Source organism: Serratia sp. Ag1 (assembly GCF_000743355.1).
Lineage (GTDB): Bacteria > Pseudomonadota > Gammaproteobacteria > Enterobacterales > Enterobacteriaceae > Chania.
This window is the reverse complement of sequence record NZ_JQEI01000001.1, coordinates 57,386-83,859: the sequence shown is the minus strand read 5'-3', so window position 1 is coordinate 83,859 and position 26,474 is coordinate 57,386. Positions and strand designations below refer to the sequence as shown.

The following is a 26,474-nucleotide window of genomic DNA, read 5'->3' as shown; positions in this document are numbered from 1 at the left end:
ATCGTTTTATCCCTGACGCCGAACTGCGCCGAACAGACCATTAGGACGCAGGAACAGCACCAGCAGGAACAATGCCATACTGATCAGGTCCTGCCAGGCTGGGTTGAGCAGTGTGGCACTCATGGCTTCCGCCACACCGATCACGATGGCTCCGACCAAAACGCCAGGAATAGAACCGATCCCCGCCAACACTGTAATAATGAACGCCTTAATGGTCAGTGCTTCACCCAGTGAGGGTTGCAGCACCCGGGTGCAGTAGATCGCGACTCCGGCCACCGAGGCCATCATGCCTGCCAGCAGAAAGGAGATCATTTCGGTCTGTTTCGGGTTGATCCCCATCAGCATGGCAGCTTCCCGGTGGCTGGAAACCGCCCGCACGGCGCGGCCATACCAGCTGCGGGCCAGCCATTTCCACAGCAGAACCAACAAGATCAGGCTCAGCACGAAGGCCACCAGTTCACCCCGCATAGCGTACAGATCGCCGATCACGAGCGGTTCTTGCAACCAGACTGAACTGCTGGAACGGATATTGGCATTCCAGATCAGCAGGATCAGATTGGTGAGAATCACGCCCACGCCATAGGTTAAAAGCAGTGAGTTGAGTTCACGATCGATCTTGATGCGGCTCAGCAGGGCATAGATCCCGAGCGCTGCAGCACAGACGATCACGAAAGCCAGCGGTATCGACCACAGCGGCCCAAAACCGGTAGATGATTCGAAGGTATAGGCAATGTAACCCGCCAGTAGCACCAATTCACCATGCGCCAGATTGACCAACCGCATAATGCCAAACACCAGCGCTAGCCCCAGCGCTACCAGGGCATAGACGCTGCCTGCCAGCAGGCCGGAATATAACGATTGAAAGAGTAATTCAGTCATGCACACCTCTTATTCAGGTGGGGTGAACATCTAGGTGATCCTGGGTTTTACCAGGGGGTGCCAGGGAATTGCATTGCTCCGGTGGCGGCATTTTCAGGCCAGACGATGGCAATTTTCCCCTTTTGGTGCTGCCCGATGTTTTGCATAAACTCCTCATTGTCGCCTTGGGCGCTAAAGCGTACCTGGCCAATGATGGTGTCCGCTGCCGTGGAGCGAAGTTCCTGGGCAATGCCGCCTTTATCCAGCGTGCCTGCCGCTTCTGCCCGAGCGATGGCTTCAAACAGCAACATCCCCTGCACAAAACCGTACTGTGAAAGATAATCCGGTTCGTGCGGGTAGAGCTTGCGGAAGGCGGCTTCAAACGCCTGGCCCTCTGGCCGGTTGAAGGTGACTGGCACGGGCAGCATCTCTGTCCCGTAGGTTTTTTCTACTAAGTCAGGGAAATCCTGATACATCTTGGCGGTGGCGATCTGCCAGGCACCGACCATGGCTTTCACTGGTGGCCGGAGCACTCTGGCTGCTCGTAAAATGCCAACATAATCATTCTCGTAACCAATCATGTTGATGGCGTCGGGCTGATCTTTCAGTTTGATTTTGTTGATAATCGGTTTGAAATCTACCGTGGTGGCTTCAAAAGGATGCAGGGTGACCGTGACGCCTTTTTCCGCCATCTGTTGCTGCATCATGCGGGCCATTTCGCTGGTGGATTTTTTGGTGGAATAGATGATAGCCAGCTTTTTGATCTGCATGCTGTCCAGCAGGCCCGCCATCGCTTTGACATAACCGGTGGTATTGTTGATGCGAAAGAACGAGTGGAAACCTTGGGTCAGAAACTCGCTGCTGGTTCCCCCAGAGGTCATAAAGGGCAGGCCCAGTTTGTCGGCAGCCGTTGCAGCGGGCCCGACGATATCTGAGGTGGCCCCACCGGTAATCGCCAGCACGTTATTGGCGGCTAATCTTTCCACTGCGGCCACCGCTTTGGCCGGTGAGGATTCATCGTCGATAGTCTGGATTTTAATCTTTACATCGCCGGGCCGCTGGTTAAACACGGACTCCGCGACTTTGATCCCTTCGTGCATGCCTGTGCCGCCGCGGGCATTCACCCCGGTCAGTGAGATCACTTCACCCACCTGATATTCCGCCGCGCTAGCGGCTGGCAGAGTAGACAGTGCGGCGGCACACGACAAACAGATTACAAGCCATCTTGTTAAGTTCATTGTTCCTCCCAGGATAATGGTTTCTCGTCCCTGTACTCTCAAGTTGCAGGGAGATACTCAGGCAGCATGGTCTGGTCATTTATCAGGCCATGCTGCTGAGAAGTGCTTATGTTTCTCTGGTGTTGGCTAAAGACAGGACTGAGTTACGGACATTACAGGTCAATAACAATGTTATTCTCGATTAATATAGACATATTGAAATAATTTATACAAAAATATGTTTCATAAAATGATTAAAAGTTAGACATATGTTGCAAATAATGAGTATTTGTTTCTTTCGGTGAGAGGGAGATGATGTTGATGTGTGGGGGGAATTATCAGACTGGGGAATGTGCGGGGAGCTGAAACTCCCCGCTTGAGATTATTGGTGGGTGACCACTACCAGGCGAATGGCGTCCAGGCGCCATCCTGCTTCGTTCAGATTAGCCAGCACTTGCCTGCGGTTGAACTCCAGTGCTTCAACTTCGTCGTCACGAATATTCGGGTTAACCGCTTTCAGCGCTTCCAGGCGTGCTAGTTCGGTACTCAGTTTGTCGTCGGCTTCTTTCTTGGCCAGCTCGATCAGTTCGCGCGCCTGTGCTTCCACCAGGCTTTCCGCCTGTTGCAGCATCGCGTGGACATCTTGCTGTACCGCATTGACCAGCTTGCTGGAGGTATGGCGATTCACCGCATTCAACTGGCGGTTAAAGCTTTCGAACTCCACCTGTGCCGCCAGATTGGTGCCTTTACGATCCATCAGCATACGGATTGGCGTTGGCGGCAGGAAGCGGGTCAGTTGCAGGTGTTTCGGCGCTTGCGCTTCGACCACGTACACCAGTTCCACCAGCAGCGTACCCACCGGCAGCGATTTGTTCTTCAACAGAGAAACCGCACAACTGCCGGTATCACCGGAGAGGATCAGGTCCAGGCCGTTGCGGATAATCGGGTGTTCCCAACTGACGAACTGCGCATCTTCACGCGACAGGGCCTGTTCGCGATCGAACGTCACGGTACAGCCATCCTGCGGTAAACCTGGGAAATCCGGCACCAGCATATGATCTGACGGCGTCAGGACGATCAGGTTATCGCTGCGGTCTTCCTGATTGATGCCGACGATATCAAACAGGTTGAGGGCGAAACTCACCAGGTTAACGTCGTTGTCCTGCGCGGCGATGGCTTCTGCCAGTTCCTGGGCCTTTTCACCGCCGTTGGAGTGCATTTCCAGCAGGCGGTCACGCCCCTGTTCCAATTGGGATTTGAGCTGATTGTGCTGCTGGCGGCAGGCGTGGATAAACTCGTCCAGCCCTTCCTGTTCGGTGGGGGCTGCCAGGTAGCCAATCAACTGCTCGTAGCTGCTGTCATAAATCGGTCTGCCGGTAGGGCAGGTGTGCTCGAAGGCATCCAGGCCTTCATGGAACCAGCGCCCCAGTATCGCTTGGGCGGTATTTTCCAGATAAGGCACCATGATCTGGATGTCGTGCATCTGGCCGATACGATCCAGGCGGCCAATACGCTGTTCCAGCAGATCCGGGTTGAACGGCAGATCGAACATCACCATCTGGCTGGCAAACTGGAAGTTACGCCCTTCGGAACCGATTTCGGAACACAGCAGCACCTGCGCCCCTTCTTCTTGTGAGGCGAAGTAAGCGGCAGCGCGATCGCGTTCAATAATCGTCAGTCCTTCGTGGAATACGGCAGCGCGGATCGCTTCCCGTTCACGCAAGACCTGCTCCAGTTGCAACGCGGTGTCTGCCTTGGCACAAATCACCAGCACTTTCTCGTGACGGTTGGCGATCAGGTAATCCAGCAGCCATTCGACGCGCGGGTCGAAGTTCCACCAGGTGGCATTTTCCCCTTCGAATTCCTGATAAATCTGCTCTGGGTAGAGCATATCGCGGGCGCGGGCTTCGACGCTTTTCTTCGCGCCCATAATGCCGGAGACTTTGATCGCTGTCTGATACTGAGCTGGCAACGGCAGCTTGATCTGGTGCAGATGGCGGTGCGGGAAGCCTTTCACCCCGTTACGAGTATTACGGAACAGCACGCGGCTGGTGCCGTGGCGATCCATCAGCATGGTGACCAGTTCCTGGCGCGCCTGCACACTGTTATCGCCGTCGCTGTTGGCGGCTTTGAGCAAAGGTTCAATGTCCTGCTCGTCGATCAGTTCACCCAGCAGGTTGAGCTTGTCGTCGGCCAATCGCTCACCGCTCAGCAGCAGCGTGACCGCATCGGCGATCGGGCGATATTTTTGCTGCTCGGTAACAAACTCTTGGTAGTCGTGGAAACGGCTCGGATCCAGCAGGCGTAAACGGGCAAAATGGCTTTGCTGCCCCAGTTGTTCGGGGGTGGCGGTCAGCAGCAGTACGCCCGGAATATGTTCCGCCAACTGTTCGATAACCTGATATTCGCGGCTGGGAGCTTCTTCGCTCCAGGCCAGATGGTGGGCTTCGTCGACCACCAGCAGATCCCAATGGGCATCGGCCAACTGCTCAAGACGCTGCTTGTTGCGGCGCACGAAATCCAGTGAGCAGATCACCAACTGTTCGGTTTCGAACGGGTTGCTGCTGTCCAGCATCGCTTCGGCATAGCGGCTGTCGTCGAACAGCGAGAAATAGAGGTTGAAGCGGCGCATCATTTCCACCAACCACTGGTGCTGCAGGGTTTCCGGCACCACGATCAGCACGCGCTCGGCGCGGCCTGCCAGCAGTTGCTGGTGAATGATCATCCCGGCTTCAATGGTTTTGCCCAGGCCAACTTCGTCAGCCAGCAGCACACGCGGCGCATGGCGCTGGCCCACTTCGTAGGCGATATGCAACTGGTGCGGGATCAGGCTGGCCCGCATGCCGCGCAGGCCAGCGAATGGCAGGCGGTATTGCTCACTCTGGTATTTACGTGCACGAAAGCGCAGCGCAAAGCGATCCATACGATCGATCTGGCCGGCAAACAGACGATCCTGAGGCTTACTGAAGGTCAGTTTGCTGTCCAGCAGCACTTCGCGCATGGAAACAGCTTCCTGGGTATCCAAACGCAGGCCGATATAGGTCAGCAGACCGTTTTCCTCTTTGACCTCCTCCACCTGCAACTGCCAGCCTTCGTGATGGCTGATGGTGTCGCCCGGGTTGAACATCACGCGGGTGATCGGCGAGTCATTTCTGGCATAGAGGCGGTTTTCTCCGGTGGCGGGGAAAAGCAGGGTGACCATGCGCGCATCCAGCGCTACCACAGTACCCAGCCCCAATTCGCTTTCCGTATCGCTGATCCAGCGTTGACCAAGTGTAAAAGGCATAGTTTGTCGGCTCGATTCTTCTTAAGTAAGTCTCATCGCCAGGCAGGTGGTAAAGACTGGCGACCTGTTTCAAATACTTTCAATGTTCTTATGCGGGTTAGCATCGACTAACCCATCCCCTCACCTGGCGTGAGAGGGCGTGCCACTGTCAAACAATAGCCACAGCTATTCACACCATGAATACGTTATCAATACGGCACGGTGAGTGGCTCGGAATTTAGGAAGGGCGCTATGGTAATGGAAGGTGACGCGTTCGTCACCTGCAAAACCTGATGATTTTTCTGACCTCTTCTTACAGCCTATCTGGTTGGAAAGAATATCAGAATAACCCCATCTGCCCGGTTACTAGGGTCGTAAAATCATCGTGCAAAAATGGAAGTATAGCGTCTGCTACCGGTTGTAGTTGGCGTTCGAGATAATGATTGTAATCGATCGCTGAATGTTGGGTTTCTAGCGGCTCGGGCCCGGCGATGGTCATCACGTAGCCGATCCAGCCGCCGTTCTGATACTGCAGTGGCCGCCCTTGCTGGCGGTTATAGTCGTCAGCAATGCGCGCCGCGCGCACATGGGGCGGCACGTTGCGCTGATAGTCGCTCAGCTTGCGGCGCAGGCGCTTGCGATATACCAGCTGATCGTCAAACTCGCCGCGCAGGGTTTTAGCCACATAGTCGCGAACAAAGTCCTGATGGGGCAACTGCTTGAAAATCAGCCGGTACAGCTGCTGCTGGAAGTGCTGCGCCAATGGGGTCCAGTCGGTGCGCACGGTTTCCAGGCCCTTATACACCATCTCTTCGCTGCCATCCGGTTTGGTAATCATCCCGGCATAGCGCTTTTTGCTGCCCTGTTCCGCACCGCGAATGGTGGGCATCAGGAAGCGGGTGTAGTGGGTTTCAAACTCCAGTTCCAGTGCGCTCTCCAGCCCGTAGTTTTGCTGCAGGTGCTGTTGCCACCATTGGTTGACGTGGGCAACCAGCCTGCGGCCAATAGCGACCGCCTGTTGCTCGTTGTGCGCGCTCTTTAGCCAGACAAAGGTCGAATCCGTATCGCCGTAGATCACCTGATAGCCTTGTGCTTCAATCAGTTCGCGTGTTTGGCGCATGATCTCATGGCCGCGCAGGGTGATCGACGAAGCCAGACGCGGATCGAAGAAACGGCAGCCGCTCGACCCCAATACACCGTAAAAGGCGTTCATGATGATCTTCAACGCCTGCGACAGTGGCTTGTTCTGCTGGCGTTTTGCCGCCTCGCGCCCTTGCCAGATCTGGCTGACGATGCCGGGCAGGCAGTGTTTACTGCGTGAAAAACGGGCCTGACGAAAACCGGGGATAGAATCGGCGTCGTCAGGATGCTGCATCCCTTCGACCAACCCGACCGGATCGATCAGAAAAGTGCGGATGATGGATGGGTAGAGGCTTTTGTAGTCCAGCACCAAGACCGAATCATACAGGCCGGGCTGTGAATCCATCACAAAGCCGCCGGGGCTGTGTTCTTCTGGTAACTCCCCCAGATTGGGTGCCACATAACCCTGCCGATGCATGCGCGGTAGGTACAGATGGCTGAAGGCGGCAACCGAGCCGCCGCTGCGGTCAGCCGCCAGCCCGGTGACGGTGGCACGTTCCAGCAAGAAGGTCAGCAGCTCGGTTTTGGCAAAGATACGCGTCACCAACTCACAGTCTTTCAGGTTATAACGCGCCAGCGCGGGCTTATCTTCGGCAAAACGCCGGTCGATTTCGTCCATGCGTTGATAAGGGTTATCGATCGCTTTGCCTTCGCCGAGCAGCGTTTGTGACACCGATTCCAGGCTGAAAGACGGGAAGTTCCAGGTGGCTGATTTCAAGGCCTCGATACCGTCGATGATCAAGCGCCCGGCAGTGCTGGCGAAGAAGTGATTTTGCTTGAAGCCATGCTCGCGCCACTCCAGCAGGTTGCCGCCACGGCCAAAGCGCAGCGGGATCTGGTAGCGGTCGGCATGCTTTTGCAACACCCGCAGATCGAACTGCACCAGGTTCCAACCGATAATCGCATCGGGATCGTGCCGTTCCAACCATTGGTTCAGCCGCTCCAGCAACTGTGGACGGCTGTTGCAGTATTCCAGATCGAAATCCAGTGCCTCGTTACCGCCATTGGCCGGGCCAAGCATATACACCTGGCGTTGCCCGCAACCTTCCAGCGCGATGGAATAGAGTTCACCGTGCGCGGTGGTTTCGATGTCCAATGACACCAGCTTGAGGTTCGGGCGATAGTCCGGGGCCGGTTTCATCTGGCCGTTGAGCAATGGGCCATTACCGTTGGCCTGGCCGTTGAACCACACTGGCGCAGTGATAAAGCGTTCCATCAGATAGCGTTCCGGCGGGCGGATATCGGCCTCATAAACGTTGATACCGCCTTCTTTCAGCAATTTTTCCAACTTGATGAGCTGGCGGTGCTGGCGGCAATAGAGGCCAAGCACCGGGCGGGAATGAAAATCCAGCATCGGCAGGGGTTTCAGTTCAACCTGGCGTTCTTCGCGCAGCAGCAATTCGGCACGAGCCTGCTGTTCGGCGGGGATAAAGGCCACCGAAAGTTGGGGAGCCAGTTTGAGTTGCTGTGGCCCGTTGTCGGTCGCCAGCCAGAATTCGACTTCGGTGCCGGTTGGGGTGTCGCGCCAATGGCGTGTAAGTATGAAGCCCTGTTGGAGAGATCCCATACCGTTCCTGAGTGTCTATGCTTATCGTATGGAGCCATTATTCTAGCATGGTTTTTTATACAGTGGTTGCCCATGTTGGCGTTACTGCAACAAAATCGGGCAATTCAGCGGTTGACTCGCTGTGTGGTGCGCCGGACAATCCTCCGCCCACGCGCTCTTGCTAACCAACAGAGGTTCAATGGAAGCCTATTTACAGGATTTGCTCACTCAGTCATTGGCCTTCACCCTGGTGGCTATTATGTTGGTGACGTTTCTGGAATCACTGGCGCTGGTCGGCCTGTTGCTGCCCGGTACGGTGATGATGGCCAGCATCGGCGCACTGATTGGCAGTGGCAAAGTGGATTTTTATATGGCCTGGGGAGCTGGGATTGTGGGCTGCCTGCTGGGGGATTGGAGTTCCTATTTTATTGGCCGTTCCTTTAAGGGGCCGCTGCACCGCTGGTCATTTCTGCAAAAGAACCGGGCGCTGCTGGATAAAACCGAGCATGCGCTGCATCAGCACAGTATGGCGACTATCCTGATTGGCCGTTTTGTTGGCCCAACGCGCCCGCTGGTGCCGATGGTGGCCGGGATGCTCGATCTGCCGCCCTATAAGTTTGCCTTGCCGAATATCATCGGCAGCTTGACCTGGCCACCGGTCTATTTCTTCCCCGGTATTCTGGCCGGTGTGGCGATCGACATTCCTAGCAGTGCCAACAGTGGCTTGTTCAAAGGGCTGCTGCTTGAAGTGGCGTTGCTGATTTGGCTGGCCGTGTGGCTGAGCTGGCGCTGGTGGCGTGAAAACAAACGTGAGGCAGATAAACTGGCCCGCTGGCTTTCGCCGCTGCGTTTGCGTATTGCCTGTGTGCTGAGTTGGGTGGTGGTATTGGTCAGTTTCTATTACTTGGTGCAACAACCGTTAATGCCGGTTTACCGGCATTTATTGTGGAAGGTGTTGGCGGGCTAATTGCCAGCCTGCTTTCAAGCGGCAGCAGAGTGACTGCCGCTCGAAAGCCAGGAGCGTGTGCTTACTGGAAGAACGCTTCCAACTGTTCAAACACCCGCATATCTTCGTTGTGGCGTTTCACCTGCAGCACATCCTCCAGCTTTTCTACCTGACTGATCATCTGCACCAGGCGTTGATCGTCGGCCACCAGCAGCCAGATACGGCTTTGCGTGCCGTCTTTCAGTGGCATACACAGGATCCCTTCCACGTTGAACGCGCGGCGGGCAAACAGGCCACAAACGTGCGTCATGACACCCGGGTGGTTACGCACTGCCAGTTCCAGGATCACCTGCGGATTCTTTTGTAGTGACTGCATGGCTTATTCTCCAATCATTTCGATGTTGGCGGCACCCGGTGGCACCATCGGGTAAACTTTTTCATTCATATCAATCAGCGCATGGATCAGGCAAGGGCCTGGGCGCTGGATGGCTTCCATCAGGGCGGCCTGCGGATCTGCTTCTGCATTCAGATCGCAGGTGTCTAAACCGAAACCGGCGGCGATTTTCAGGAAATCGGTACGCTTCGGATAGGTGGCGGCATAGATATGCTGCTGGTAGAACAGGGTTTGCTGTTGATGCACCAGCCCCAGCGCCTGGTTGTTCATCAGAATGATTTTGACGTCCAGATCGTGTTCAACCGCCGTCGCCATCTCCTGAATGTTCATCATCAGGCTGCCATCACCGGAGAAACACAACACTTTGCGCTGCGGTTCGGCCAGTGCTGCGCCGATCGCCGCTGGCAGGCCGAAGCCCATGGTGCCTAAACCGCCAGAGGTCAGCCATTGGCGCGCGCGGCTCAGTGGATACGCCTGTGCCACCCACATCTGATGCTGGCCGACGTCGGTGGTGATAATGGCGTTCTCATCCACGCAGCGCGCGGCAGCCTTCACCAGCCCATAGTGGCTTAGCGGATCTTCAACATTCGGCATGTTGAACGGGAATTCATTTTTCAGGTCGTTAACGATTTTCAGCCAGGTGCTGCGCGGCTGTGCTTCGATAAGCGGCAACAGTTGCTGTAATACCTGACCCACATCGCCATGAATCGCGATGTTGGCCTGTTTGACCTTGCCCAGTTCGGCACGGTCAATATCCACGTGAATAATGTCGGCGTTCGGGCAGAACAGCTCCGTTTTACCGATGGCACGATCGTCGAAACGGGCACCCAGTACGATCAGCAGATCGGCTTCCTGCAGGATAAAGTTGGTGCTGCGCGCCGCGTGCATACCCAGCATGCCGAGCGACAACGGATGTTCTACCGGCATTGCCCCCAGCGCCATCAAGGTCATGGTGGTGGGCAGGTTGGCGCGCTCGGCCATCTGCAAGGCCGCTGTGTGCGCTTCGGCACAGATAATACCGCCACCCAGGTACAGCACCGGGCGCTTGGCCTGATTGATCATGGCGGCAGCCTGAGCCACTTGTGCGTTTTCAAAAGCCGGGGCAGCGTTCGGCACGGCGATTGGCGGCAGTTGATCCAGCTCGATCGTCGCGGTTTGCACGTCTTTCGGGACGTCGATCCACACCGGGCCGGGGCGACCGGATTCGGCAATGCGGAAGGCGTCGCAGATCACCTGCGGCAGTTCACGGATATCGCGCACCAGGTGGTTGTATTTGGTAATCGGGATCGAAATACCGTAGGTATCGACTTCCTGAAAGGCGTCGGTGCCGATCATGGAGGAGGAGACCTGGCCGGTAATACACACCAGTGGAATGGAGTCGAGTTTGGCATCGGCGATGGCGGTGACCAGATTGGTGGCCCCAGGGCCGCTGGAGGCGATGCACACCGCCGCTTTGCCGTTGGTGCGCGCCATGCCTTGGGCCATAAAACCGGCACCCTGCTCATGGCGGGCCAGCACGTGCTTGATAACGGTGCTTTGGCTCAGTGCATCATACAGTGGCAGCGCTGCGCCGCCGGGGATGCCTGCAATGGTGGTAATGCCCTGGCGCTCCAGCATATGTACGATCAGCTCTGCGCCGGTGAAGCGGTGTTTCTGGTGTGGCGTACCCGAAATTGCCATGTTCCTATCCTTTGTCATGGCCGGTTTGCATTTCTGGGCAGGGGACTAAAACAAGAAACCCCGCCCGGTTTGCGCCGGCGGGGTTTGGGAATCGATGCGTTGATTCGGACCCTACGGCGCACTGCCGACGACCACCACCACCACACGCACGACGACCACCGCGGCTGGTAGCGCGGTTGTTAGTAGAGTCGAAGTCAGCGAGGATGCGATCACAGGGAACCTTATCATCAGTAGTAAAAAACAGGATTTTATAAAACCACAGGTGCAAAACTCACACAACAGGTTTATTGATTCAGCATAAAAAACGCGTCTTGGATCACGTTATTGTGGCAATCCCCAACACTTGTGCTTCTGGGGCGGTGCCCTCAATCAGCGCCTGCGTTGGGCCATCGTAATAGATGCGACCATCCACCACCAGTAAGGTACGGGGCGCGATGCGAGCGGCATCTTCCAGATTGTGCGAGACCATCAGCAGCGTCAACTGGCGCTGTGTACATATTTCTTGCAGCAGTTGCAGCATCTCGTTGCGCAGCGCCGGATCGAGCGCGGAGAACGGCTCGTCGAGCAACAGAATCGGTTGTTGGCGAATCAGGCAACGCGCCAGTGCGGCCCGTTGGCGTTGGCCGCCGGAAAGCTGTGCGGGCAAGCGTTGCACATGATCCCCAAGCCCCACCTGATGGGCGATGTGCGCTAACTGCTGCTTTTGGGCGGTATTCAGGCGCAGGCCGGGATCCAGCCCCAACCCGATATTCTGCGCCACCGTCAAATGGGCAAACAGATTATTTTCCTGAAACAGCATGGAAACCGGGCGTTTGGCTGGGGGCGTATTGGTGTGGTCACTGCCGTTCAGCAGGAGCTTGCCTCTGGCCGCTGGTAAAAAACCGGCGATCAGGCTGAGCAGGGTGCTTTTACCGGCACCACTTGGCCCCAACACCGCGACATGCTCGCCCGGTTGGAGGCGCAGATCAAAACGCATCGGCAGGTGGTCATACAGGTAGGTCAGTTTTTCAAGCGTCAACATTTGCATGGCGGCCCGGTAAGCGTTCAATCAGGGTAAACAGCAGGAAACACAGTAACAACAGCAGCGCGGCGGTAACCGCACCGTCATTGCTGCGGTAGGAACCAATCTGCTGGTACAGGTAAAAAGGCAGAGTACGGAACTGTTCGTTGCCGAACAAGGCAACCACGCCGAAGTCGCCAATCGACAGCACGCAGGCAAAGGCCAGAGCTTGCGCCAGTGGGCGCTGTAAGGCTTTCAGTTCAATCCAGCGCAGGCGCTGCCAGCCATGAATATCCAGCGACAGGCACAACGGATTATAGCGTTCGGCCAGATCGCGCATCGGGTTTTCCAGCACTTTCAGCGCATAAGGCACCGCCATGAGCGCATTGGTGAGGATCACCAGCGCATAGGGGGATTGTGGTAACCCGATAGTATCACTCAACAGCAGGAAGAAGCCGGTTGCCAGCACAATGCCCGGCATCGCCAGGATCAGCATGCCGCTTAGTTCCAACATTTGCCCCTGTGCTGGCCGTTGCCGCAGTTTCAGCTCGCGGCTGCTCCACAGCAACATCATGGTTAACACCACGCACAGCAGACCGGCACCGAGCGCGATGCGCAGCGAGGTAAACAGCGCCTGCCACAGCGGTGGCTGCTGCAATACGTTGATAAGGTTACGATTAGCTCCGTCGGCAATCACCGCCAGCAAGGGGGGCAACAGTAAAAGCAAGGTCAAGCCGATCAGCAGGTTATCGCTGATGCGCCGCCAGCGGCTATCTTCCGGGTTGCGCCAGCGCTGAGCATGGGTATGGCCCACCGGCAGCGCTTGGTTCAAACGTTGGCTGAGCACCACCAGCCCAAGACAGCAGGTCAGTTGGATCAAGGCCAGCAGCGCGGCGCGGCCCAGATCGTAGTCGTAACTCAGTGCCTGATAGATCGCCAGCTCAATGGTGGTGGCCTGCGGCCCGCCGCCAAGCGACAGGACGGTGGCAAAACTGGCAAAACACAGCATAAAAATCAACGCGCCGCTGGGCAGGATCTGGCGGCGCAGCGCGGGCCATTCCACAAAGCGGAACTGTTGCCAGCCGTTCATCCCCAACTGTGCCGCCAGTTGGCGCTGCTCAGTGGGGATATTTGCCAGCGCTTGTAGCAGTAAACGAGCTGCCAGCGGCAGATTAAAAAACAGATGTGCCAGCAGGATACCCTGTAGGCCGTAAGGGGAAAAACTATAATTGATCCCCAGCCAGCCGCACAGCATCGCCAGCCAGCCCTGCTTGCCATACACGCTCAGAAGGCCGAAAACTGCCACCAGCACCGGTAAGACCAGCGTCATGGCGCACAGGCGCAGCAGTAGGTTGCGGCCAGGGAAGCGCCGCCGATAGAGCGCACGAGCCAGCGGAATGGCGGGTAGCACCGAGATCAGGGCCGACAGCAGCGCTTGCCAGAAGGTAAAGCCCACCACGTGCCACAGATAGCGGTCTTGCCACAGGTTGCGCCAGTCGCTACTCGGGGCGTGCCGCCACAGCGAGCCGAAAGCCAGCAGAGCGATTAGCCCGATCAGGCCAGCGGCCAGCAGCCCCGGCCATAACCAGCGCGGGATCACTGGCTGACGGCAGTTTGCCATGCCCGGACCCAGTCGCCACGGTGTTTGGCGACGTCTTCAGCACTGAATTGCAAGGCCGTTTTTGGCACCGTCATTTGCTCAAAACCCGCAGGCAGCGTGGTTTTAATCACCGGATACATCCAGTTGCCGGTAGGGATGAGGTTTTGAAAGGCTGGCGTCACCATAAACTGCATAAAGCGTTCTGCCAGTTCGGGATGATTGCTGGCTTTCAGCTTGGCGGCCACTTCCGTCTGCAGGTAATGGCCTTCGCTGAAATTGGCGGCGGCGTAACTGTCTTTTTTCTCTTCGATCAGATGGTAAGCCGGGGAGGTGGTGTAGCTGAGCACCAGATCGCTTTCGCCTTTCAGGAACAGACCATAGGCTTCACTCCAGCCTTTGGTGACGGTGACGGTTTTTTTCGCCAACTGTTGCCAGGCTTCTGGCGCTTTGTCGCCATACACTTTTTGCATCCACAACAGCAGGCCGAGCCCCGGCGTGCTGGTGCGCGGATCCTGATAGATGATCTTCCAGGGCTGATCGCTGCTCACCAGTTCCTGCAGGCTTTTCGGTGGGTTTTTCAGTTTATCTTTGTTGTAAACAAACGCGAAGTAGCCGTAATCGTAAGGAATAAAGGTGTTGTCTTGCCAACCACCGGGAACGGTCAGCTTGTGGGGATCCACCTGGCTCTCGGCGAACAGGCCGGTTTGCTTTGCCGCTTGCAGCAGGTTGTTGTCCAACCCCAGCACGATATCGGCAGGGCTGTTTTTACCTTCCATCCGCACGCGGTTGAGCAGTGAAACGCCGTCTTCCAGCGCCACGAATTTCAATTCGCAATCGCAGTCGGCCTCAAACGCCTTTTTGATGGCAGGGCCAGGGCCCCAGTCGGCGGCGAAAGAATCGTAGGTGTAAACCGTTAACGTCGGCTTGGCCAGCACGGGGGCGGCAGCCAGCAGCAATAGGCAGGGTAGGTATTTCTTGACCACTTTGCACTCCTGAAATTTAAGGGGCAAAGGTATCTGAGGGCGCTATCCCATTATCTTTCAAGCCGTTGGTTGCAGTTTGAATTCGATTGAGGACCGGTGACGCCATGCTCAAATCCCTCCGCCGGTATTGACCGGATCAGGTTCGACGGGTGTGCTCTCAGCGGAAAAACTGGCTGTACCCGTTGTTTTCCGCACCCCGTTGAGACGGCGCTATTGTAGAGATTAACTGGCAGCGGTGAAAGGGGCTTATGCTTCCGGCGGGGCGAACCAGGCCGATTTAAAATCGAACCACCCCAAGGTGTTCATGCGTACGCCGCGCATGCTGCGTTGGCCGTGCAGTTGCAACCAGTGATGGAATAGCGGGTGTAACTGGTGGCTACTGACCAGGCGTTGGCAGAATTCCGCCAGCGGCAAACGGTTGTCGCGCCACAGCGCTGCATCCCCGCTGATATCTGTGCTCAGGCAGTGCTGGATTAACGGCGTTTCATACAGCGTGGCAAACAGAGAAAACTCCAGCGGTAACGTGAAATTGGCGCTACCGAGCCATAAATCGCTGTGCGCATCGCCTTTATGCCAGTCATCGTAGTTGATGACTTGTACATTAAGCTTGATGCCATGTTGGGCCAGCAGGGCTGTAATCGCCTGCTGAATCGCGTGGAATTCTGAGTGCTCGCTGTAAAATGTCAGCGTCAGTTCGGTAATATTTGCGGGCTTGGGCTGCAGTTCCAAGGCGCGGTTATGCAACCAGCGCGGCAGAATGCCGTAAGCGGGAGCCCAGTAACGCTGGTACAGCGGCCCGGCATGGTTCAACAGCGCGATCGGATTGATCAGTTCACTGAGCCAACGGCGGATTTCAGGGTTGCCTGTCAGTGACGAGCGCTGATCAAACAGCAAAAAATAACAGCCTTCTTCAAGGCGGCTTTCCAGTTCGTTTTTACCCGTTTCATCCCCTTGCAACTGTACGCCAGAATGCACCAGTTCCTCAGTAACCTCTGGTAATACCCAGATGTTGACCTCATCAATCAGCGCGCGGTAGCCAAAATAATCATCAAAGGCATGGATCTTCATCTGGCTGCGATGATTGTGCACCACACTGTAGGGCCCGGTGCCAATCGGGTGGCGGGCGAAGTCCGGCAGGCTCTGCCATTCACGCGGCAGGATCATGGCATGCACGCTGCCGAGCAACCAGGGTAACCAGTAGTCTGGGCTGTGCAGGTGGACATCAATCACATAGGGCGTGGGGGAGGTGACGTGATCGAGATGCGAAAACAGAGGCTGCGGAATCAACCGGTTCAAGGAGTGGATCACGTCTTCCATCTCCAATTCGCGGCCATGATGGAAGCGAATCGCTGGGCGCAGATAGAAACGCCAGTGCAGAGGCGTAATGGCCTGCCAGTGGTGTGACAGGTCGGATTCGATTTCCCCGTTTTCCTCATTTATGCGCGTCAAGCCGTTAAAAATCTGCCGCGCCAAGTGAGTTTCTGAACGGCGTAGCGCCGAACCGGGCAGCAGGTTATACAACTGGCGGTAGTAGAGTACGCGCAGGATATGTTTGCCTTGACGAAAACTACGCCCCAACTGTGCAAGCAGCATCTGACGTACGGCCTTTTTGTCGCCAACCAGTTGTACTAACTGATCGATTTTATCCTGCTCCAGCAGTTCCTCAGCCCGCTGCTGCTGCAGCGCCAGGCCGGTATATTGGAAGCTGAGCTGTGAACGTTTGCCGCGTCCGGCCTCGGCTTGCCAATGGATCCAGCCCTGTTGCTGCATGGCACCTAACAAAGAGCGCACGTGGCGGCGTGAGCAACTGAGCACTTCTGCCAGTTCCTGCAGCGTAGTTTCAGTGGGCTGGCCATGATAGCGCTGCCACAGGCGGATGAACTGTTGTTGCAAGCGTGGGGTAGACATAAAAGAGGAACTCTCCGGCGTCAATCCGTCAATTTATCTTTCCCTATATTACGCCGATAATCTGCCCAGATATACTCGCAGTATGACGAGGATAAAAAGTGTTTCTGAGTAATGGTGCATTTCACCAGCCAGTGGGGTAACCCACTGGTATTTTTATCTATCACTGTCACTTTCTTCTGTAATTCTCCTTCTGTAGCATACCCCGTCGCCCTTTAAGACGCAGGGGTGTTGGCTTCTTTATTTTCTGGTCAGGGACGCAGGTATGAATGTCAAACGCTGGTTGCCACGCCGTTTCAATCCCGTTTTTGCCGCTTTTCTGGTCATTGCCTTTCTTTCGGGTATCGCTGGCGCGCTACAGGCCCCCACGCTGAGTCTATTTCTCACCACCGAGGTGAAGGTTCGTCCGCTCTGGGTTGGGCTGTTTTACACCCTGAATGCGATTGCCGGGATAGTTGTCAGTTTCCTGCTGGCGAAGCGTTCAGATACCCGGGGTGACCGGCGTAAGTTGATCCTGTTGTGTTGCCTAATGGCGGTGGGTAACAGCCTGTTATTTGCCTTCAATCGCGATTACCTGACGCTGGTGACCGCCGGGGTACTGTTAGCTGCGATCGCCAACACCGCCACGCCGCAGATTTTTGCGTTGGCACGTGAATATGCCGACAGCTCAGCGCGTGAAGTGGTGATGTTCAGTTCGCTGATGCGTGCCCAGCTTTCTTTGGCTTGGGTGATTGGTCCGCCGCTCTCTTTCATGCTGGCGCTGAATTACGGCTTTACGGTGATGTTTCTGGTGGCGGCGGTGATTTTTGTTATCAGCGTGCTGCTGGTGTGGTTGATTCTGCCTTCAGTGCCGCGTGCTCAGGTGGAAATCAGTATAGATTCACCACCGATTGCCCCCATCAGTGCCTGGCGCGATCCCGACGTGCGTTGGCTGTTTCTGGCATCGGTGTTGATGTGGACCTGTAACACCATGTATTTCATTGATATGCCGTTGTATATCACCACCGATCTGGGGTTGCCGGAACGTTTGGCGGGGCTGTTGATGGGGACGGCGGCGGGGTTGGAGATCCCGGCGATGCTGTTGGCGGGCTACTACGTCAAACGCTTTGGTAAGCGCAATATGATGTTGTTTGCGGTAGCGGCTGGCGTGCTGTTCTATGCCGGGTTGGCGTTGTTCAAATTCAAGGCCGCGCTGATGGTGTTGCAACTGTTCAATGCGATCTTCATCGGCATCATTGCCGGGATCGGTATGTTGTATTTTCAGGATCTGATGCCTGGGCGGCCTGGGGCTGCAACCACGTTGTTTACCAACAGTATTTCTACCGGTGTGATCCTGGCGGGCATACTGCAAGGCGGGCTGGTCGAGAACTTTGGTCATTATGCGGTCTACTGGTTGATCACCCTGTTAGCAGTGCTGGCGCTCTGGATGTGTGCCAGAGTGCGGGAAGTGTGAAGTGGAACGATGGCGGGTTTGATGCATATCATTGAGATAATAGTGCGATCCTCCCTAAGATGACTATCATCAGAGCGTGAACTTTGCGCCCTTGCCCATCTCGTTGTGAGATGCCGATCCTGTTGATAAAAGTGGGTATGTTATGGATAAACTGACGCCGCTCAAGCCCGTTCCTTCTCTGGTTGCCGTTATTGTTGCTCTGCTTATCTGGTTTGTCATACCGGTGCCTGAAGGGGTTGCCCCTAATGCCTGGCACCTGCTGGCGTTGTTTATCGGTACCATCGTTGCCATTATCGGTAAGGCGATGCCGATTGGCGCGGTGTCTATTATTGCCATCGCGCTGGTGGCATTGACCGGTGTGACCAATCCCGGCAAACCGGGGGCGGCACTGGATGATGCGTTGAGCGGTTTCTCCAACCAGCTTATCTGGCTGATTGGTTTCTCGATCATGATCTCTCTCAGCCTGAATAAAACCGGGTTGGGTGCGCGTATTGGTTATTACTTTATCTCGCTGTTCGGCAAGAAGACGCTGGGGATCGCCTATGCGCTCACCATGGCAGAAACCGTGCTGGCACCGGTGACACCGAGCAATACCGCGCGTGGCGGTGGGATCATTCACCCGATCATGAGATCGATTGCTGACAGTTTTGGCTCTAAACCTGAGCTGAATACCTCTGGCACCATAGGCCGCTATCTGGCGTTAGTGAACTACAATATCAACCCGATCACTTCGGCGATGTTTATCACGGCGACTGCACCTAACCCGTTGGTGGTGAATCTTATCGCCAAAGGGACCGGTTCAGAGTTTGAGCTGACCTGGTCGATGTGGGCAATAGCTGCTTTGGTACCGGCGATCTGTTCGCTGATCGTCATGCCGCTGGTGGTCTATCTACTGTATCCACCGGAAATTAAAAGCACCCCGGATGCACCGCGTTTTGCGCAGGAAAAACTGCAGCAGCTTGGCACAATTACCCTGGCAGAGAAAATCACGCTGGGCGTGTTTGCCCTGTTGCTGGTGCTGTGGGCCGGGGTTCCCGCCATGATTTTTGGCCCGGAACTGGCGGTGAACCCGACTACCGCTGCGGTGATCGGTTTGGCGATCCTGCTGATGACCGGTGTGTTGAGTTGGGATGATGTGCTGAAACATAAAGGCGCCTGGGATACCGTGGTGTGGTTCGCCGCACTGGTGATGATGGCGACCTTCCTCGGTAAACTCGGGCTGATTGGTTGGCTGTCGAAAACCGTCGGGGCGGGTATAGATAATATGGGCATGAGCTGGGTTGGCGGGACGATACTGCTGACGCTGGTTTATCTCTATTCCCACTATTTCTTTGCCAGCACGACGGCCCACGTTACCGCCATGTTCGCCGCCTTCTTTGCTGCCGGTATTGCGCTGGGTGCGCCACCTGCGCTGCTTGGCCTGATTCTGGCATTCTCGTCTTCACTGATGATGTCCTTAACCCACTATGCGACCGGCACCGCGCCAATTATCTTTGGTTCCGGCTATGCAACACTGGGGGAATGGTGGAAAACCGGCTTTGTGATGAGCGTGGTTAATCTGCTGATCTGGATGGTGATTGGTGGTGTGTGGTGGAAGTGGTTGGGCTATTGGTAATACCCGTCATACTTGAAGCTGCGGCTGTGTTGGCTGCGTAAGCTCACCCCTGGAGCTTAGTTGTCTAAGCTCCAGGGGATTATCTTACTTGCCGCAGCTCCAATTATTTAGGGTATTACAGAGAATTAGTTCAGAAACGTCGGTTGTTGCGCTTCGTAGCGGGCAATATCCGCTTCGTGCTGCAGCGTCAGGCCGATGCTGTCCAAGCCGTTAATCATGCAGTGGCGGCGGAAGCTGTCGATCTCAAATGGATAGCTTTTGCCCCCGGCATTCACCGTCTGGTTTTCCAGATCGACCACGAACGTGATCCCTTCGTTCTCTGCCACCAGTTTGAACAGCGTGTCGACATCCTGCTCACTCAGAGTGACCGGCAGTAACTGGTTATTGAACGAGTTACCGTAGAAGATATCGGCGAAACTCGGTGCAATCACCACTTTAAAACCATAATCGGTCAACGCCCAAGGTGCGTGTTCGCGGGAAGAGCCGCAACCAAAGTTTTCGCGCGCTAACAGGATGCTGGCACCCTGGTAACGCGGTTGGTTCAGAATGAACTCCGGGTTAGGCTGCTGACCGGCATCGTCCAGAAAACGCCAATCGTTAAACAGGTGCTGGCCGAAACCGGTACGGGTGACTTTCTGCAAAAACTGTTTTGGGATAATGGCGTCGGTATCGACGTTGGCCGCATCCAGAGGCACCACTAAGCCGGTATGTTGAGTAAATTTAGCCACGGTGATGCTCCTTAATGCAGTTCACGAATATCGGCAAAATGGCCAGTCACGGCAGCCGCAGCGGCCATCGCCGGGCTGAGCAGATGGGTACGCCCACCACGGCCCTGGCGCCCTTCGAAATTACGGTTACTGGTTGATGCGCAGCGCTCGCCCGGGTTCAGGCGATCGTTGTTCATCGCTAAACACATAGAGCAACCTGGCAAGCGCCATTCAAAACCGGCTTCGATAAAGATCTTGTCCAGCCCTTCGGCTTCCGCCTGGGCTTTCACCGGGCCAGAGCCTGGAACGACAATCGCCTGCACGCCGCTTGCCACTTTACGCCCTTTGGCAATGGCGGCGGCTGCGCGCAGATCTTCGATACGTGAGTTGGTGCAGGAACCGATGAACACTTTATCGATCGCCACCTCGGTCAGTTTGATACCGGGTTTCAGATCCATATAAGCCAGCGCTTTTTCGGCAGAAGCACGTTCAACCGGATCGCTGAAGGATTCCGGTGCCGGGATCGCCTGATTGACGGCGATAACCTGGCCAGGGTTAGTGCCCCAGGTAACCTGTGGTGCGATGTCTTCGGCGCGCAGGGTTACTACGGTATCAAACTTGGCATCGGCGTCAGATTTCAACGTGCGCCAGTAGGCTACTGCCTGTTCCCAGTTGGCCCCGGTCGGTGCAAACTGACGGCCTTTCAGGTAATTGAAGGTGGTGTCGTCTGGCGCGACCAGGCCCGCTTTGGCACCCATTTCAATCGCCATATTGCACAGCGTCATGCGGCCTTCCATGCTCAACGCCTCGATGGCTTTACCGCAGAACTCGACAACGTGGCCAGTACCACCGGCACTGCCGGTTTTACCGATGATCGCCAGCACAATATCTTTGGCAGTGATGCCTTCTGCGGCCTCACCGGTCACTTCAATCTTCATGGTCTTGGCGCGGCCCTGCTTCAGGGTTTGCGTGGCCAACACGTGCTCAACTTCTGAAGTGCCGATACCGAACGCCAATGAGCCAAAAGCACCGTGGGTGGCAGTATGGGAGTCGCCGCACACAATGGTCATGCCTGGCAACGTCATGCCCTGCTCTGGGCCGATGACGTGCACAATGCCCTGGAACGGGTGATTCAGGTCATACAGCGAGACACCGAATTCCGCACAGTTCTTGATCAACTCCTGCATCTGGATGCGTGCCATTTCGCCGCTGGCGTTGATGTCTTTGGTCTGGGTTGAAACGTTGTGATCCATGGTGGCAAAGGTTTTGCCCGGCTGGCGCACTTTACGCCCCATTGCACGCAGGCCGTCGAAAGCCTGTGGAGAGGTGACTTCATGCACCAGATGGCGATCGATGTACAGCAACGGCGTTTCGTTCGGTGCTTCGTGCACCACGTGGGCATCGTACAGTTTCTGATATAAGGTCTTGGCCATGATTTATGCTCCCTGAGCCACGAAGCGGGCAATGGTGTCGCCCATTTCACTGGTGCCGATCGCTTTACCGTCACCGGCCAGATCGGCGGTACGGTAACCCTGTTCCAGCGCCTGATTGATGGCGCGCTCAATGGCTTCTGCGGCCTCATCGGCACCCAGGCTGTAGCGCAGCAGCAAGGCTGCAGACAGAATCTGGGCGATCGGGTTGGCGATGTTTTTGCCTGCGATATCCGGCGCTGAACCACCTGCTGGTTCGTACAGGCCGAACCCTTGCTCGTTCAGGCTGGCAGAAGGCAGCATGCCCATAGAGCCGGTAATCATCGCGCACTCATCAGACAGAATGTCACCGAACAGGTTGGAGCACAGCATGACGTCGAATTGGGACGGATCTTTGATCAACTGCATAGTGGCGTTGTCGATATACATATGCGACAACGCCACGTCTGGGTAATCTTTAGCGACCTGAGTCACCACTTCCCGCCACAGGATCGAGCTTTGCAGCACGTTGGCTTTATCGATGGAGGTCACTTTGTTGCCGCGCTTGCGGGCAGATTCAAAGGCGATACGGGCAATGCGTTCGATCTCAAAGCGGTGATACACCTCGGTATCGAAGGCGCGCTCATGCATGCCTTGGCCTTCGCGGCCTTTAGGTTGACCGAAGTAAATGCCACCGGTCAGTTCACGCACGCACAGAATATCAAAGCCATGGGCTGCGATATCAGCGCGCAGCGGGCAGAAATCTTCCAACCCTTGATACAGGCGCGCAGGGCGCAGGTTGCTGAACAGCTTGAAGTGCTTACGCAGTGGCAGCAGAGCACCGCGCTCTGGCTGCTCTGCTGGTGGCAGGTTTTCCCACTTGGGGCCACCGACGGAGCCGAACAGAATGGCGTCGGCCTGCTCGCAACCGGCGAGGGTCGCGGCTGGCAGCGGGCTGCCATGGCGATCGATGGCAATGCCACCGACGTCATATTCACTGGTAGTGATGCGGATACCAAAGCGCTGACGTACTGCATCCAATACTTTGTGGGCTTGGGCCATTACTTCCGGGCCGATTCCGTCTCCGGGCAAGACGGCAATATGGTAAGTCTTCGTCATGTTCACACCGTTTCCTGATTATTTTGCTGTTTGGTTTGCTGCAGACGCTGCTTTTCTTTTTCTACCTGCTGTGAGCGCCAGATATTATTTAATACGTGAATCATTGCCTTGGCGGAAGATTCGACGATGTCAGTAGCCAGGCCCACGCCATGGAAACGGCGGCCCTGATAAGACACCACGATATCAACCTGACCGAGTGCGTCGCGGCCTTGGCCTTTGGCGGTCAACTGATATTTCACCAGTTCGATAGGGTATTCGGTGATGCGGTTGATGGCTTGATATACCGCATCCACCGGGCCGTTACCGGTCGCCGCTTCGGCTTTTTCTTCATCGCCACAGATCAGTTTGACCGAGGCGGTCGCCATGATACTGCTGCCGGATTGTACGCTGAAGTAGCCCAGGCTGAAATGCTCCGGTTCTTCCTGTTGTTTGTTGATAAACGCCAGTGCTTCCAAATCGTAATCAAATACTTGGCCTTTTTTGTCGGCCAGTTTCAGGAAGGCGGCGTACAGTACGTCCAGATTGTAGTCCTGTTCCTTGTAACCCATCTCTTCCATACGGTGTTTGACTGCCGCACGGCCAGAACGTGAAGTCAGGTTCAACTGTACGTCTTTCAGGCCAATGGTCTGCGGCGTCATGATTTCGTAGTTTTCGCGGTTTTTCAGCACACCGTCCTGATGAATCCCGGAAGAGTGGGCGAAGGCGTTGGAACCGACGATGGCTTTGTTGGCAGGAATGGGCATGTTGCACAGTTGGCTGACCAATTGGCTGGTGCGATAAATTTCCTGATGATTGATATTGGTATGCACATTCATAATGTCTTGGCGAACTTTGATCGCCATGATCACTTCTTCCAGAGAACAGTTACCAGCGCGCTCGCCGATGCCGTTCAATGTGCCTTCAACTTGGCGAGCACCGGCATGCACTGCGGCAATCGAGTTGCCAACCGCCATACCCAGATCGTCGTGGCAGTGCACGGAAATAATCGCTTTATCAATGTTTGGGACGCGGTCATATAAGGTAGTAATAATGCCGCCGAACTGGTTGGGCGTGGTGTAACCGACCGTGTCAGGAATATTGATAGTGGTGGCACCAGCGTTAATGGCGGCTTCCACCACGCGACACAGATTATCAATCGGTGTACGGCCAGCATCTTCACAAGAGAATTCAACATCATCGGTGTAATTACGTGCGCGTTTCACCGAGCGCACCGCCATCTCCAGCACTTCGTCAAATGAGCGCTTTAACTTTGATTCAATATGCAGGGTGGAGGTGGCCAGGAACACGTGGATACGGAAAGCTTCGGCAACGCGCAATGCTTCGGCGGCTACGTCAATGTCGTTGTCCACGCAGCGAGCCAGGCCGCAGACGCGGCTGTTTTTGATCTGGCGGGCAATGGTTTGTACCGACTCGAAATCCCCCGGAGAAGACACCGGGAAGCCGACTTCCATCACGTCGACACCCATTCTTTCCAGCGCCATGGCGATTTGAATCTTTTCTTTTACACTCAGGCTGGCTTGTAATGCCTGTTCGCCGTCACGCAATGTGGTATCGAAAATAATGACTTGTTGGCTCATTTGATTATTCCTTATCGTGTTTGTTTCACGCTAAGCGGGCAAAAAAAAACCCGCGCACTAGCGCGGGTTTTTACAGATGATGGGCTGAATCAGTTCTGAACTCCGCCCACCAGCATACCGCGCAAAGAAGATGCGTTAAGTAGTAGGCCTAGTAGACGATGAGTACGGATCATGGAGGTCAGCTTCTCTAAAATAGTTTCGTTGCCTAATTTGATACTTTATTGGCTGTGTGATGTCAACATCTGATTGAGAATAGGGGGATTGCAGCGGCAAGGAAAAGGAACAGGTGCAGCAGACGAAAGCTCGGTAAAAAAACCGATCAGGAGGTCAAAAAAAGTGCCGGTTTTGCGAGTTTTTTAGCATAAATGACATGAATTCTGTACCACTACATTGATTCTTAATGTCGCTCAGTTAGAATTCCTAGTGCAAGAAAACGAGTAAGCACAGGCTTGGTCGTGAAATTGACAAGGGATTTCATTCGTTAGGTGAATTGATATGTTTTTGAAATTCATTTCATGCATTTAATCTGAAATGCCGACGCATCAAAGACCATTTAGTCGCATTAAAAGTACCTATTTTGAGATCTCATTATTGTCCGCTATCTCATTTTATGGTCTGATTCAATATGACTTTAGATGTCTGCTTGGTGCCCATTACTTGAGCGTGAAACCTGCCAACATGTTTGCATGTCGTGACTGTTTGCCACCTTGACGTGTCGGGGTATCACTTACAGTGCGTAATTATTAGCCGTTGTATCGTGTTTTTATAGGATGATGCTCGATTGTTATCTTACGTGGATAGTCAATAGGGATAACTAATTTCGCCGTGTGGGAATAATTTAATGCCGCTTTTAGCATGATATTCCCCTGCGTGCCTGCGGAATTATCTACATGGGACTTAGTGGAGTTAGATATGTCTGAATATAATTCAGGAACTGTCTTGGAAAAAGAAAACAGTGATATCCATTTACGCAGCGTAGATCTTAATTTACTTACTGTTTTTGATGCAGTTATGCAGATGCAGAATATTACCCGAGCGGCTAATTCGTTAGGGATGTCGCAGCCCGCAGTGAGCAATGCCGTTGCCCGTTTAAAAGTGATGTTCAATGATGAGCTGTTTGTGCGCTTTGGGCGTGGCATCCAGCCCACCATGCGGGCGCGTCAGCTGTTTGGGCCGGTACGCCAAGCGTTGCAATTGGTGCAGAATGAGCTGCCAGGGGCGGGTTTTGATGCTCTGAGCAGTGAACGTACTTTCACGCTTTCTATCTGTAGCCCATTGGATATTCGCCTTACTGCAAAGATAATTAACAACGTCAAGAATATGGCACCTCATGTACGTTTGCAGGCAAAATCCTATCTGAGCAATAACATAGAGCATCAACTGCGCTATCAGGAAACTGAATTTGTTATTGGTTACACCTGTTTTGAACACCCTGAATTTCAAAACATCGCTTTATTTGAAGATGAATTAAGCCTGGTTGCGGCACAGTCGCACCCGCGCTTGGTGAACAGCATCACTCAAGAGCAAATGCTGGTTGAGCAGCATGCGGTGATATCGTTAGAGCGTTTCTGCTCTTTCAGCAAGCCTTACTATATAGAAGAGGCCGCGCAGCGTGGCATCACCCAGCAGTGTACCGACCTGTTCAGCGTGCTTAATATAGTGGCGATGACAGAAATGGTGGCCATCACTCCGCGCTGGTTTGCCGAGCAACATGCCCAGGCGCTACAGCTAAAAATCATTTCATTACCGTGGGATAAGAAAAGCGTAACCTGTTATCTTTCCTGGCACGAGTCTGCCGAACGGGATAAAGGCCACCAGTGGATGAAGTCTGTTCTGCGTCAGTCTGAATTATTGCGCTAACTGCACGATTTATTAACCCGACGTACTTGCCTGTACTTCGGGTTAATAGTCGTGATGTAATTTCATTAATAAGAAAAGTCCTGCTTTTCAAGCCGGACAAATCCCAATAGAAACGTTTTACAACCGTTTTTACGAAGCATTTTTATGGTTTTTTATTTATAAAATTAAATTCTACATAAAGATGGTTTCTTAGCATTTTA

Annotated in this window: 20 protein-coding genes and 1 riboswitch; of the genes, 4 read left to right on the top strand and 16 right to left on the bottom strand. The window is 54.8% G+C overall.

Translation table 11 applies throughout. The features are described 5' to 3' along the window. Positions 1-6: 6 nt before the first annotated feature. The 4 genes from IV04_RS00335 to IV04_RS00320 all read right to left on the bottom strand — a co-directional run bounded on the left by IV04_RS00335 (position 7) and on the right by IV04_RS00320 (position 8,047). A complete protein-coding gene (locus IV04_RS00335; protein WP_037403412.1) occupies positions 7-879 on the bottom strand; it encodes a branched-chain amino acid ABC transporter permease in 873 nt (290 codons plus the stop codon). Positions 880-926: 47 nt separating this feature from the next. Then, a complete protein-coding gene (locus tag IV04_RS00330; protein ID WP_037440524.1) occupies positions 927-2,096 on the bottom strand; it encodes an ABC transporter substrate-binding protein in 1,170 nt (389 codons plus the stop codon). 361 nt (positions 2,097-2,457) lie between these two features. Further along, positions 2,458-5,361 carry an RNA polymerase-associated protein RapA gene (rapA, locus tag IV04_RS00325; RefSeq protein ID WP_037403414.1) on the bottom strand — a complete coding sequence of 968 codons (2,904 nt, stop codon included), beginning with the start codon at positions 5,359-5,361 and terminating at the stop codon, positions 2,458-2,460. Between the two features lie 319 nt (positions 5,362-5,680). Continuing rightward, a complete protein-coding gene (locus IV04_RS00320) occupies positions 5,681-8,047 on the bottom strand; it encodes a DNA polymerase II (RefSeq protein WP_037403415.1) in 2,367 nt (788 codons plus the stop codon). 178 nt (positions 8,048-8,225) lie between these two features. Between IV04_RS00320 and IV04_RS00315 the strand changes: the two genes are divergently transcribed. Then, complete coding sequence (locus IV04_RS00315; RefSeq protein WP_037403416.1) at positions 8,226-8,993, top strand: DedA family protein; 768 nt, start codon at positions 8,226-8,228, stop codon at positions 8,991-8,993. 61 nt (positions 8,994-9,054) lie between these two features. Here IV04_RS00315 and ilvN read toward each other — a convergent pair whose 3' ends face one another. The 7 genes from ilvN to sgrR form a co-directional block, all read right to left on the bottom strand. Beyond that, complete coding sequence (gene ilvN, locus IV04_RS00310; protein ID WP_021179286.1) at positions 9,055-9,348, bottom strand: acetolactate synthase small subunit; 294 nt, start codon at positions 9,346-9,348, stop codon at positions 9,055-9,057. Between the two features lie 3 nt (positions 9,349-9,351). After that, the gene (ilvB, locus tag IV04_RS00305) at positions 9,352-11,046 is read right to left on the bottom strand and encodes an acetolactate synthase large subunit (RefSeq protein WP_037403417.1); all 1,695 of its coding nucleotides are present in this window, start codon (positions 11,044-11,046) and stop codon (positions 9,352-9,354) included. A gap of 111 nt (positions 11,047-11,157) precedes the next feature. Beyond that, positions 11,158-11,274: an ilvB operon leader peptide IvbL gene (ivbL, locus tag IV04_RS25930; RefSeq protein WP_152562768.1), complete on the bottom strand. Its 117-nt coding sequence runs from the start codon at positions 11,272-11,274 to the stop codon at positions 11,158-11,160. 88 nt (positions 11,275-11,362) lie between these two features. Continuing rightward, entirely contained in the window at positions 11,363-12,067 is a 705-nt protein-coding gene (thiQ, locus tag IV04_RS00300) for a thiamine ABC transporter ATP-binding protein ThiQ (protein ID WP_037403419.1), read from the bottom strand. Further along, the gene (gene thiP, locus IV04_RS00295; protein WP_037403421.1) at positions 12,054-13,667 is read right to left on the bottom strand and encodes a thiamine/thiamine pyrophosphate ABC transporter permease ThiP; all 1,614 of its coding nucleotides are present in this window, start codon (positions 13,665-13,667) and stop codon (positions 12,054-12,056) included. Before thiP ends, thiQ begins: the two co-directional genes overlap by 14 nt. Continuing rightward, a complete protein-coding gene (gene thiB, locus IV04_RS00290) occupies positions 13,643-14,629 on the bottom strand; it encodes a thiamine ABC transporter substrate binding subunit (protein WP_037403422.1) in 987 nt (328 codons plus the stop codon). Before thiB ends, thiP begins: the two co-directional genes overlap by 25 nt. A 95-nt stretch (positions 14,630-14,724) precedes the next feature. Continuing rightward, positions 14,725-14,838, bottom strand: a riboswitch (TPP riboswitch). Positions 14,839-14,875: 37 nt separating this feature from the next. After that, complete coding sequence (gene sgrR, locus IV04_RS00285) at positions 14,876-16,537, bottom strand: HTH-type transcriptional regulator SgrR (RefSeq protein WP_037403424.1); 1,662 nt, start codon at positions 16,535-16,537, stop codon at positions 14,876-14,878. Positions 16,538-16,799: 262 nt separating this feature from the next. On the opposite strand from sgrR, the gene IV04_RS00280 reads away from it, so the two are divergent. Beyond that, complete coding sequence (locus IV04_RS00280) at positions 16,800-17,987, top strand: sugar efflux transporter (protein WP_037403426.1); 1,188 nt, start codon at positions 16,800-16,802, stop codon at positions 17,985-17,987. 142 nt (positions 17,988-18,129) lie between these two features. Further along, a complete protein-coding gene (locus tag IV04_RS00275; protein WP_037403428.1) occupies positions 18,130-19,602 on the top strand; it encodes a DASS family sodium-coupled anion symporter in 1,473 nt (490 codons plus the stop codon). 125 nt (positions 19,603-19,727) lie between these two features. Here the strand turns inward: IV04_RS00275 and leuD are convergent, their stop codons facing one another. From leuD to leuL, 5 genes are all read right to left on the bottom strand, one after another. Further along, positions 19,728-20,330 carry a 3-isopropylmalate dehydratase small subunit gene (gene leuD / locus IV04_RS00270; RefSeq protein ID WP_037403430.1) on the bottom strand — a complete coding sequence of 201 codons (603 nt, stop codon included), beginning with the start codon at positions 20,328-20,330 and terminating at the stop codon, positions 19,728-19,730. Between the two features lie 11 nt (positions 20,331-20,341). Then, the gene (gene leuC / locus IV04_RS00265; RefSeq protein ID WP_037403432.1) at positions 20,342-21,742 is read right to left on the bottom strand and encodes a 3-isopropylmalate dehydratase large subunit; all 1,401 of its coding nucleotides are present in this window, start codon (positions 21,740-21,742) and stop codon (positions 20,342-20,344) included. 3 nt (positions 21,743-21,745) lie between these two features. Next, positions 21,746-22,837, bottom strand: coding sequence for a 3-isopropylmalate dehydrogenase (leuB, locus tag IV04_RS00260; protein ID WP_037403433.1), 1,092 nt, complete (start codon positions 22,835-22,837; stop codon positions 21,746-21,748). A 2-nt stretch (positions 22,838-22,839) separates the two neighbouring features. After that, positions 22,840-24,414, bottom strand: a complete 1,575-nt coding sequence (gene leuA / locus IV04_RS00255) for a 2-isopropylmalate synthase (protein ID WP_037403434.1) — start codon at positions 24,412-24,414, stop codon at positions 22,840-22,842. 89 nt (positions 24,415-24,503) lie between these two features. Then, on the bottom strand, positions 24,504-24,587 hold the full coding sequence (gene leuL, locus IV04_RS27075; protein WP_197062202.1) for a leu operon leader peptide: 84 nt from the start codon (positions 24,585-24,587) through the stop codon (positions 24,504-24,506). A 739-nt stretch (positions 24,588-25,326) separates the two neighbouring features. Between leuL and leuO the strand changes: the two genes are divergently transcribed. Beyond that, the gene (gene leuO / locus IV04_RS00250; protein ID WP_037403435.1) at positions 25,327-26,274 is read left to right on the top strand and encodes a transcriptional regulator LeuO; all 948 of its coding nucleotides are present in this window, start codon (positions 25,327-25,329) and stop codon (positions 26,272-26,274) included. Positions 26,275-26,474: the final 200 nt, after the last annotated feature.